This window comes from Denitraticella aggregata, assembly GCF_048158365.1.
Lineage (GTDB): Bacteria > Pseudomonadota > Gammaproteobacteria > Burkholderiales > Rhodocyclaceae > Azoarcus_F.
Window position 1 is genome coordinate 145,085 of the sequence record NZ_JBLLNL010000005.1, and the last position, 10,340, is coordinate 155,424.

General features: G+C 65.1%; 13 protein-coding genes. 12 read left to right on the forward strand and 1 reads right to left on the reverse strand.

The genetic code is table 11. The features are described from left to right. The first annotated feature begins 144 nt into the window (after positions 1-144). The 11 genes from ACKVEX_RS08420 to ACKVEX_RS08470 are packed head-to-tail and all read left to right on the forward strand — an operon-like array spanning position 145 to position 8,502. Entirely contained in the window at positions 145-318 is a 174-nt protein-coding gene (locus ACKVEX_RS08420) for a hypothetical protein (RefSeq protein WP_473215267.1), read from the forward strand. Beyond that, on the forward strand, positions 315-1,826 hold the full coding sequence (gene atpD / locus ACKVEX_RS08425) for a F0F1 ATP synthase subunit beta (protein ID WP_473215268.1): 1,512 nt from the start codon (positions 315-317) through the stop codon (positions 1,824-1,826). Before ACKVEX_RS08420 ends, atpD begins: the two co-directional genes overlap by 4 nt. Beyond that, positions 1,813-2,217, forward strand: a complete 405-nt coding sequence (locus ACKVEX_RS08430; RefSeq protein WP_473215269.1) for a F0F1 ATP synthase subunit epsilon — start codon at positions 1,813-1,815, stop codon at positions 2,215-2,217. Before atpD ends, ACKVEX_RS08430 begins: the two co-directional genes overlap by 14 nt. Then, positions 2,210-2,554 (forward strand): AtpZ/AtpI family protein, encoded by a 345-nt coding sequence (locus tag ACKVEX_RS08435; RefSeq protein ID WP_473215270.1) that lies wholly within the window; start codon positions 2,210-2,212, stop codon positions 2,552-2,554. The genes ACKVEX_RS08430 and ACKVEX_RS08435 overlap by 8 nt, the downstream gene beginning before the upstream one ends. Continuing rightward, positions 2,547-2,909 carry an N-ATPase subunit AtpR gene (locus ACKVEX_RS08440; RefSeq protein WP_473215271.1) on the forward strand — a complete coding sequence of 121 codons (363 nt, stop codon included), beginning with the start codon at positions 2,547-2,549 and terminating at the stop codon, positions 2,907-2,909. The genes ACKVEX_RS08435 and ACKVEX_RS08440 overlap by 8 nt, the downstream gene beginning before the upstream one ends. Then, on the forward strand, positions 2,906-4,054 hold the full coding sequence (locus ACKVEX_RS08445; RefSeq protein WP_473215272.1) for a baeRF3 domain-containing protein: 1,149 nt from the start codon (positions 2,906-2,908) through the stop codon (positions 4,052-4,054). The genes ACKVEX_RS08440 and ACKVEX_RS08445 overlap by 4 nt, the downstream gene beginning before the upstream one ends. A 23-nt stretch (positions 4,055-4,077) precedes the next feature. After that, complete coding sequence (locus ACKVEX_RS08450; RefSeq protein ID WP_473215273.1) at positions 4,078-4,788, forward strand: F0F1 ATP synthase subunit A; 711 nt, start codon at positions 4,078-4,080, stop codon at positions 4,786-4,788. Positions 4,789-4,819: 31 nt separating this feature from the next. Beyond that, the gene (locus tag ACKVEX_RS08455) at positions 4,820-5,101 is read left to right on the forward strand and encodes a F0F1 ATP synthase subunit C (RefSeq protein WP_473215274.1); all 282 of its coding nucleotides are present in this window, start codon (positions 4,820-4,822) and stop codon (positions 5,099-5,101) included. A gap of 4 nt (positions 5,102-5,105) precedes the next feature. Continuing rightward, complete coding sequence (locus ACKVEX_RS08460) at positions 5,106-5,960, forward strand: F0F1 ATP synthase subunit delta (RefSeq protein ID WP_473215275.1); 855 nt, start codon at positions 5,106-5,108, stop codon at positions 5,958-5,960. Next, positions 5,957-7,606 carry an alternate F1F0 ATPase, F1 subunit alpha gene (locus ACKVEX_RS08465; protein ID WP_473215276.1) on the forward strand — a complete coding sequence of 550 codons (1,650 nt, stop codon included), beginning with the start codon at positions 5,957-5,959 and terminating at the stop codon, positions 7,604-7,606. The genes ACKVEX_RS08460 and ACKVEX_RS08465 overlap by 4 nt, the downstream gene beginning before the upstream one ends. After that, the gene (locus tag ACKVEX_RS08470) at positions 7,603-8,502 is read left to right on the forward strand and encodes a F0F1 ATP synthase subunit gamma (RefSeq protein WP_473215277.1); all 900 of its coding nucleotides are present in this window, start codon (positions 7,603-7,605) and stop codon (positions 8,500-8,502) included. The genes ACKVEX_RS08465 and ACKVEX_RS08470 overlap by 4 nt, the downstream gene beginning before the upstream one ends. Here ACKVEX_RS08470 and ACKVEX_RS08475 read toward each other — a convergent pair. After that, entirely contained in the window at positions 8,499-9,590 is a 1,092-nt protein-coding gene (locus tag ACKVEX_RS08475) for an AI-2E family transporter (protein WP_473215278.1), read from the reverse strand. The genes ACKVEX_RS08470 and ACKVEX_RS08475 overlap by 4 nt on opposite strands. Positions 9,591-10,016: 426 nt before the next feature. On the opposite strand from ACKVEX_RS08475, the gene ACKVEX_RS08480 reads away from it, so the two are divergent. Beyond that, the gene (locus tag ACKVEX_RS08480; protein WP_473215279.1) at positions 10,017-10,256 is read left to right on the forward strand and encodes a prenyltransferase; all 240 of its coding nucleotides are present in this window, start codon (positions 10,017-10,019) and stop codon (positions 10,254-10,256) included. The last annotated feature ends 84 nt before the right edge of the window (positions 10,257-10,340 follow it).

Sequence of the window (10,340 nt, forward strand, 5' to 3'; positions counted from 1 at the left end):
CTGCGTGAAGAATGCATGGCAGAATGCATAGCAGTACTATGTTCGACACCGAACAGACGGACACGATCTCCAAGCTTAGTTTTAAACTTTTGGGGACGTTATCAGTCGGGACGTTCGAGATCCTGCAGTCATCGGAGAGCGCCAATGAGGGGTAGCAAGCCGCTCATCGTGATTCTGCCAGCCGTGCCGACCGCCCTGGGCGACATGAAAGGCGGGCGGACGCCCGATCGGTTCTGGTTGCGAACGATCCGCAAGATGCTCGTGCCGTTGACCCTGGGCATCGCGCTGGTGCTGGGCCTGGACTGGGCGCTGAGGTGAGCATCGTTTCGAACGAAGCCTTGGACCGTTCCGGGGCGGATAAGCCACCTGACGGTGGTGGTGACGGCGTCGTGGTGGCGGTACGCGGCAGCGTGGTCGATGTGCGCTTCGACGCAGGCCTGCCGGCCATCCATTCGCTGCTCAGGGCCGGCGAGCAAGGCCAGATCGCGATCGAGGTGCTGAGTCAGCTCGATGCGCAGCAGGTGCGCTGTATCGCCCTCACGCCTACTCAGGGACTGGCGCGCGGCATGCCGGTGATCCACACCGGCGGGCCGTTGCGCGCACCGGTCGGCAAGGGCATCCTGTCCCGCATGTTCGACGTGTTCGGCCATCCGATCGACCGCCAGCCACCGCCGCAGGACGTGGCATGGCGCTCGGTGCATCGGCCACCGCCCCCGCTGGCCAGGCGCTCCACCCGTTCCGAAATCTTCGAGACCGGGATCAAGCTCATCGATGTGCTGGTGCCGCTGGAACGCGGCGGCAAGGCCGGCCTGTTCGGCGGTGCCGGTGTGGGCAAGACGGTACTGCTGACCGAGATGATTCACAACATGGTCGCCCACCATCAGGGCGTGAGCATATTCTGCGGTATCGGCGAGCGGTCGCGCGAAGGCGAGGAGCTCTACCGCGAGATGACCGAGGCTGGTGTGCTGCCCAACATGGTGATGGTGTTCGGCCAGATGAATGAGCCGCCGGGCGCACGCTTTCGCGTCGGGCACACCGCGCTGACCATGGCCGAGTACTTCCGCGACGACGCGCACCAGGATGTGTTGCTGCTGATCGACAACATCTTCCGCTTCATCCAGGCCGGCTCCGAAGTCTCCGGCCTGATGGGTCAGATGCCGTCGCGGCTGGGCTATCAGCCGACCATGGGTACGGAGCTGGCGGGACTGGAGGAGCGCATCGCCAATACCGACAGTGGCGCGATCACGTCGATACAGGCGGTCTATGTGCCGGCCGACGACTTCACCGATCCCGCGGCGGTGCATACCTTCTCGCACCTGTCCGCCTCCATCGTACTGTCGCGCAAGCGCGCCAGCGAGGGCCTTTATCCGGCCATCGACCCGCTTCAATCGAATTCCAGAATGGCCTCGCCCAGCGTGGTCGGCGAACGCCATTACCGGCTGGCACAGGAGGTGCGCCGCACGCTTGCGCAATACGCCGAGCTGAAGGACATCATCGCGATGCTCGGCCTCGAGCAGCTGTCGCCCGAGGACCGCAACGTGGTCGGCCGCGCGCGCCGTCTGGAGCGATTCCTGACCCAGCCTTTCTTCACCACCGAGCAGTTCACCGGTCTGAAGGGCCAGCTCGTCAGTCTCGAAGACGCACTCGACGGTTGCGAGCGCATTCTGGCCGATGAGTTCAAGGACAGCCCTGAAAGGGCGCTGTACATGATCGGGGCAATCGACCAGGCGAGGATGAAGCAGCGCAGCAACGCGAAGGACGAGGCCGAAGACGGTGCGCCGTGCGCACCGCAACCCGAAGAGGAGGTCGAGCGTGCCAGCCAATAGCATGAGCCTCAAGGTTCTGCTGCCGTTCCGCACCTTCGTCGAGGAAACCGGTGTGCTGCGGATCGTGGCCGAGACGCGCGCAGGGTCCATGGGTCTGCTGCCGCGCCGGCGCGACTGCATCGCGGTGTTGCAGCCCGGCATCCTGATATTCGAGAGCGAGGCGAGGGGTGAAGTGTATGTGGCCGTCGATCAGGGCGTGCTGGTCAAGACCGGTCCCGAAGTGCGGGTTTCGGTGCGGCGCGCGATCATGGGAACCCAGCTGGCCGAGTTGCGCGATGCGGTCGAAGAAGCTTTCCTGACGCTCGACGAGCAGGAGCGCAGCGCACACCTGGCCATGGCAAAACTGGAAAGCGGCTTCCTGCGTCGTTTTGCGAGTTTTCGCGATGAGTGACGACCACGACGCGCGCGACAAGGATGCCGACAGGCCGCCGTCACTGGCCGGGCAGATCGGCACGAAGGCCACACGCAAGCTCAGGGCGCAACGCCATGTCACGCGCACCGTGTGGTTCGGCCTCGGCATGATGGGGCTGGTGGGCTGGTCGGTGGCGGTACCGACGCTGCTGGGCGCCGGCTTCGGCTTGTGGCTGGACGAACACCATCCTGCATCGCATTCATGGACACTCACGCTGCTGGTCGTCGGCCTCGTGCTCGGCTGTGTGAATGCGTGGCACTGGATGAGTCGCGAGGACAGGGAGATACGCACCGAACAGGAGAACGACGATGAATGAGACCGTGAGTCTGTTGCTGGCACTGGCCGCCGGCGTCATGCTCGGAGGCTTCTTCTTCGGGGGTCTGCTATGGACCGTGCGCCATGGTCTGTCGGCCCGTCAGCCGGCGCTGTGGTTTCTGGTCAGCCTGCTGGTGCGCACGCTTACCGTCCTGGCAGGCTTCTATTACGTTTCCGCGGGTCACTGGCAGCGGATGCTGCTGTGTCTGCTCGGATTCTTCATCGCCCGCCTGATGGTGACGCGGCTGAGCGGACGCACCGCCACGGCCGACGATCCCCCTCTCACGCAGCACCTGCATGCGGCTCACGCGGAGCGAAGCTCGATCTCCGATTCACTGAAAGGAAACAGCAAATGACCCTCCTTACCGACGATTTTGCCGCTGCGCTCGAGGGCGCCGAACCCCCCTGCCTGTCGCTCTACCAGCCCACCCATCGCTCCCATCCCGCCAACCAGCAGGATCCGATTCGCTTCCGCAATCTGCTGAAGGCTCTGGAGCAGTCACTGCGGCAACAATACCCCGATGCGGAAATCGCCAGCCTGCTGGCACCGTTCGAGGCCCTCGCCGACGACGAGACACACTGGAAGCACACGCTGGACGGGCTGGTGGTGTTCGCAGCACCGGGCCTGTTCCAGGTCCTTGCCACCCAGCGCCCGGTCGAGGAGCTGGTCGTGGTGGCGAACAGCTTCCACACCAAGCCGCTGCGGCGTCTTCTGCAAAGCGCCGGGCGCTACCAGGTGCTGGGATTGAGTCGTGATGCGATCAGACTTTTCGAAGGCAATCGCGAGGCGCTGGACGAGATCGATCTCGTCACCGGTGTTCCGCGTACGATCACCGAGGCGCTGGGCGACGAACTCACCGACAAGCATCAGACGGTTGCGTCCTACGGCGGGGCCGGTCCCGGGAGTACACCGATGCACCATGGCCATGGCGGCAAGAGCGACGAGCTGGACGTTGATGGAGAGCGTTTCTTCCGTGCGGTGGACCATGCGGTTCTCGAGCGCTATTCACAGCCTTCGGGGCTTCCCTTGATCCTCGCCGCGCTGCCCGAGCATCACGCGCTGTTCCATCGGATCAGCAAGAATCCACATCTGGTCAAGACGAGCGTCACGGTCAACCCCGACGCGGTATCCATCGAGGAACTCCGCGCCCGTGCGTGGGAAGTCGTCGAGCCTCAGTATCGCGCACGGCTCGCGGCGCTCGGCGAAGTGTTCGGGCGAGCTCGTGCCCATGAACTGGGCAGCGACGATCTCGCCGAGGTTGCGGCGGCGGCGGCGGCCGGTCGCGTCGAGACACTCCTGATCGAAGCCGATCGACTGGTCCCGGGCCACCTGGACGAGACGACCGGGCAGATCGTCCGGGGCGAACTCGACGACCCGATGGTGGATGACCTGCTCGACGACCTGGGCGAGATGGTGGCGAGCATGGGGGGTCAGGTGTGGGTGGTTCCGGCCGAGAACATGCCCGTACCGACCGGTGTTGCCGCGACCTTCCGCTTCTGACCGACAGCCCCCGGCTTGAAACCATGCGCCTGAGCCCTGACGAGACCATTATCTGGCAGTTCGGAGAGGTCATCCGACTCAACGCCACGATCGTGTTCACGTGGGCGCTGATGCTGGTGCTGGTGGTCGGCTCGATGCTGGTGACGCGCAGGTTGTCGCGGGATCTGCAACGTTCGCGCTGGCAGAACCTGCTGGAGATCGTCGTGACCGCCATCGAGAAGCAGATCGAGGAGGTGGGCCTGAGTCAGCCGCGCAAGTATCTCGGCTTCCTGGGCAGTCTGTTCCTGTTCGTGGCCGCCGCCAGCCTGTTCACGATCGTGCCGGGCTACGTGCCGCCGACGAGCTCGCTGTCGACCACGGTGGCGCTCGCATTGTGCGTGTTCGTGGCGGTCCCGCTGTTCGGTATCGCCGAGCAAGGCGTGCGCCGCTATCTGATGGCCTATGTCCAACCGAATTTCATCATGCTGCCGTTCAACATCATCAGCGAACTCTCGCGCACTCTGGCTCTGGCGGTTCGCCTGTTCGGCAACATGATGAGCGGCGCGATCATCGTCGGCATCCTGCTGAGCATCACGCCCTTCCTGTTCCCGATCGTGATGAGCCTGCTGGGCTTGCTCACCGGTATGGTCCAGGCTTACATCTTCACCATCCTGGCCACCGTCTACATCGCGGCGGCGACACGCGCCGGTCCGGGCGTCGATGACGCGGCACCCGAACCCGTATCGAAACCCTGATGGACACGACACCACACTCACCGGAGACCCCATGGACAGCCTGACCCTCATCGCAGTGGCCTCGATCGTCACCGCCGGCATCACCACCGGATTCGGCTCGCTTGGACCTGCACTGGGCGAAGGCCGCGCGGTTGCGACCGCCCTGACTTCGCTGGCTCAGCAACCCGACGCCTCCGCCACCATCACCCGGACGCTGTTCGTGGGTCTGGCGATGATCGAATCGACAGCGATCTACTGCTTCGTCGTATCGATGATCCTGATCTTCGCCAACCCGTTCTGGAACCAGGCCATCGCGCTCGCCGCCGGAGGCTGAGTCGATGATGATCGACTGGTTCACCGTCGCTGCGCAGACACTGAACTTCCTGGTACTGGTCTGGCTGCTGAAGCGCTTTCTGTACAAGCCTATCCTCGATGCGATCGACGCGCGCGAACAGCGCATCGCCACCGAGCTCGCGAACGCGGCGGCGACGATGGCCGAAGCCGGCGAGGCGCGGGCCCGGTTCGAGCACATGAATGCCGAGTTCGACCGGCAGCGCCACGAAATGACCGCGAGCGCAGCGGAGGAAGCGAAAGCGGAACGCCGACGGCTGCTTGCCCGCGCCCGCGAGGATGCGGAGACGGAGCGAATCAAATGGCAGCAGGCACTGAGCAATGAACGTCGCGACCTGAACGATGCGCTGAGCCGGTGCGCACGTGAGGAGGTGTTTGCGATCGCGCGCAAGGTGTTGACCGACCTGGGGTCGACGAGTCTGGAAGAGGTTCTGGCCGACGCGTTCATCCGCCGCCTGTGTGCGATCGATGGAAACGCGAAAGCCGAGTTTGCCACGGCGCTCGAGACGGGCGACGGTACGGCGCGGTTGCGCAGCGCGTTTGTGCTGCCCGAAGCACAGCGTGCCGCGATCCAGAACGCGTTCAACCAAACCTTCGGCACCGGCACCACGCTCCGCTTCGAGACCACCCCGGATCTGGTCGGCGGTATCGAGCTGACCATGAACGGGCAGAAGCTCGCGTGGAGCATCGGGGCGTATCTGGTGGCGCTGGAGCGGCATGTCGACGCGCTGCTGAAGGCGCAGGCCCGACCCGAGGCCGGCGCGGCACGTCGAGCCGGCCGGGAAACCGACCCCGATGGTCGAGCCGTCCCCGCAACCGGATCCCAGGCCGAAGCATCGTGACGAGCACCACATCCGACAGCCTGGCGCAGGTCTTCAAGCGCACCTTTACCGGGCTTGGCGACGCGCGCGAGGGCTTCGCGCCATGCTTCGCACCGCGCGAAGTGGGGACCATCACCCGGGTTTCGACCGGTATCGCGATGGTCTCCGGCCTGCCCGGGGTCGGGTACGAGGAACTGCTGAGCTTTCCGGGCGGCGTGTCCGGCATCGCTTTCAACGTGGACGCGGAAGAGATCGGTGTCGTGTTGCTCGGTGAGTACTGGCACCTGCATGCAGGCGACGAGGTCGAGCGCACCGGTCGCGTGATGGATGTCGCGGTCGGCGAGGGGGTGCTCGGACGGGTGATCGACCCGCTCGGCCAGCCCCTCGATGGCAGGGGCCCGGTCGCGGCCAGCATGCGCATGCCGATCGAACGTGCGGCTGCCGCGATCATGGACCGCGCGCCGGTCAGCATGCCCTTGCAGACCGGACTGAAGGTGGTCGATGCGTTGATCCCCATCGGCCGCGGTCAGCGCGAACTGATCCTGGGTGACCGCCAGACCGGCAAGACCGCGATTGCGCTCGACACCATCCTCAATCAGCGCGACCAGGACGTGGTGTGCGTGTATTGCGCGATCGGGCAGCGCTCCGCGTCGGTGGCCAAGGCGGTGGCGATCCTGCGCGACAAGGGGGCGCTCGGCTACACCGTGGTGGTCGTGACCGAGGGCAGTCAGCCGCCCGGCCTGTCCTATATCGCTCCGTACGCCGCGACCACCATCGCCGAGCATTTCATGGAGGCGGGCCGCAACGTGCTGATCGTGTATGACGATCTGACCCAGCATGCCCGTGCCTATCGCGAGCTGTCACTGTTGCTGCGCCGACCACCGGGGCGCGAGGCTTTCCCGGGGGACATCTTCTATATCCATTCCCGCTTGCTGGAGCGGGCAACCCATCTGAACGACGCCCGCGGTGGCGGTTCGCTCACCGCGCTGCCGATCATCGAGACCGAGGCGCAGAACATCTCCGCCTACATCCCGACCAATCTGATCTCGATCACCGACGGTCAGATCGTGCTGTCGCCGTCGCTGTTCGCGCTGGGTGTGCTGCCGGCGGTGGACGTCGGTCAATCGGTCTCGCGTGTCGGTGGCAAGGCCCAGCGGGCCTCTTACCGCGCGGTGGCGGGTGACCTGAAGCTGGGCTACGCGCAGTTCGAGGAACTCGAAACCTTCGCCCGCTTCGGTGCCCGCCTGGATGCCGACACGCGCAGGATCATCGAGCATGGACGTCGTATCCGCGCCTGTCTCAAGCAACCCGAGTTTGCGCCGGTGTCGGTGCCGGCGCAGATCGCCGTTCTGCTTGCGTTGGAGGCCGGGTTGTTCGATCAGGTGCCGCTGGAGCGCATGATCGAGGCCGAGGCCGTGGTACAGGCTGCGGTGGCCGATATTCCGGCGGCGGTGCGCGCACGTCTGGACACCGCCGCCAAGCTGACCGACGAGGATCGCGAAGCGATCGTCGCCATCGCGCGCCGGGCGCTGTTGCCGCACCGGCCCGAACCCTCCGACAGCTCGGGCAAGGGCGAAGGCCTGCATGCGTCGGATGCGATTGCGGCCGCCGCGTCCGTGGCGCCGCCCGAAGCCGCGGCGGTGAAACCGGCGCGGGCGCATCCATGAGCGACACGATGGGCGGCCTGCGGCGCAAGATCGGCAGCGCCGAAGATCTGCGATCGGTGGTACGCACGATGAAGGCGCTGGCTGCGGCGAGCGTCGGGCAGTACGAGCAGTCGGTACGGGCGCTCGCCGACTATACCCGCAGCGTGGAACTGGGTCTGGGTGCGTGCCTGCGGGAGCTGGACCCGGCTGCCGTGATCCCGCAGATCACGCCATCGGCCGACGCCGGGACGGTGGGGGCGATCGTGTTCGGCTCCGATCAAGGCCTGGTCGGCCAGTTCAATGACGTCATCGCCGAGTTCGCACTCGAGGCGCTGGCGGCATTGCCGGGCAGATCCGTGCTGTGGGCGGTGGGCGAACGGGTTCATGCGCGGCTTGCGGACGTGGGCCAGAGGCTGGCGGGCGGTTTTGCGGTGCCGGGATCGGTCGATTCGATCGCCGAACTGGTCGGGCAGATCCAGATCGAAGTCGAACGCTGGCAGGCCAGCGGCGAGGCCCTGCAGATCTATGTCTTTCACAACCGTCCCACCGCTGGTGCGCTTTACGAGCCGTTCGGCCTGCGCCTGTTGCCACTCGATGAACGGTGGCAGCGCGAGCTGGTCGCAGTGCGCTGGCCCACCCGGATCCTGCCCGAACTGATCGCCAGCCGTGGCGCCACACTGCGTGTACTGATTCGCGAGCATCTTTTCATCTTGCTGTTTCGCGCCTGCGCCGAGTCACTCGCGAGTGAAAACGCCAGTCGCCTCGCCGCGATGGAGCGTGCGGATCGGAACATCGACGACCTTCTGGTCGAGCTCAACAGCAGCTTCCATCAATTGCGTCAGGGTGCCATAGACGCAGAGCTGTTCGACGTGATCGCGGGCTCCTCGATGAGACCGTCCGATCGACGCGCGCGTTAATCGCCGAGCAGTTCACCCACGGGTTTCAGATCCTCGACCCGGTCGCATACCACCTTGATGACCATGATGATGGGTACGCCCAGCAACAGGCCCCACAGGCCCCACAGCCAACCCCAGAACAGCACCGCCGTGAAGATGACGACCGGGTTCATCCGGCTCGTACGGCCGATCAGCCAGGGCGTCAGCAGGTAGCCTTCCAAGGACGTGATGAGCAGCGCGATCCCGGAAACGAAGAAGGCCATGCCGAATGTTCCGAACTGCAGAAAGGCGACCAGCAAGGTGCCACCGGTCACGATGACCGGACCGAGATAGGGAATGATCTTCAGTACGCCGGCGGCGATGCCCCAGATCGCCGCATACTCCATGCCGATCCACAGGAATGCGAGCCAGGTCGCCGCACCGACCACGATGCTGGTGAGGATCTGGACCAGCATGTAACGCTGTATCTGCCCGTTGATCTCATCGAGCACCTGCAGCGTGATCTTCTTGTTGGTTAGCGTCGGCCCGGCCAGCCTGACCAGTTTTCGCCGGAACTTGTCGCCCGACGCCAGAATGAAGAAGGCCAGGAACAACACCATCGCGAGCTGAGCGGCAAAGGCGAGTGCCCCCTTGGTGCCCATCCACAGGTAGTCCTGCACGTTGAGTCCGGGCTTCTCGATCTGCACCCGCGTCACGCCGCGCGGAGCGGCGGGCGCCGGGGCGCCGGTTTCGCTTGCAACCTGCTCGAGCTCGCTGGCGGCGCGTTGCACTTTCTCCATCGTGCCTTCGGACTTTCCCTTGCCGCTGAGCAGTGCCCCGCGAAGTTTCTGCACCGCATCGGGCAGGGTTTCGATCAGGCGACTGGTTTCGCCTCCAAGGGAATAGACCGCGGTGCCGGTTCCGCCCACGATGGTGAGCAATAGCAGTGCCGCGCCGAGCGCCCGCGGGATGTGCCATGTCTGCATCAGATTGACCGGGGCCGACAGCGCGTAGCTGATCATCACGCCAAGCATCAACGGGATGAAGACGGCCTGGGCCCAGTGCAACGCGAACACGACTGCGATGACTGCCAGCACGGTCAGCGCGATGCGGTATGCATCTACCGGCATGGGAAGGGTCGCCGGGGGTTGCGGCGCCGTTTCCGGATTTCCGTCGGGGACATCGCGTTGCAGGGGCGAAAGCTTGCCCGTCATGACCGAATGCTCCGTACGCGATTGCGCGCTGCCAGATGACGGCGCCAAGGCTCAGGAGACGGCGCCTAAGCTCATCATGGCACGCCATTCCCTCCATCCTCTGTGCGATAGCGAACGCTCGCGTGTGACAGGTCCGGGGTGCAAGCGCCACCTATGTGCGACAGCGGACAGACGGGATGGCATCACCCCCCTCATGCTCGTTTCATCGCAGACAGTCGTCACGACATGCCGGTGGCAAAGCCAGTCGCGTGGATTCGAGACGATCAGGTCATTGCGAGGAACGGTGCCTGCCGGTTTGCCCGCAGTGCAGCGTTCCCCACTTCACTCCATCGAGGAATCATCATGAACACATTCAACAACAGTCCGATCAGCTCATCGCGGAAGCGCCTGCTCGGTGTCGTCGCCGTTGTCGCACTGCTGGGTCTCGGCGGCTGCGCCGGCATGTCCAGTCAGGACAAGAGTACCGCGGCCGGCGCCGGGATCGGCGCGGTCGGTGGTGCGGTGCTTACCGGCGGAAGTGCGGTCGGAACCGTGGGTGGCGCAGCGGTGGGTGGCGTCATCGGTCACGAAGTCGGCAAGTAACCGGCCCCTGACCGGTGCGATCGCCCGTGTCAGGGGGGATCGTCGATCGGATCCTGAACCTGTCCGGCTTTGATCGCTTGCCGG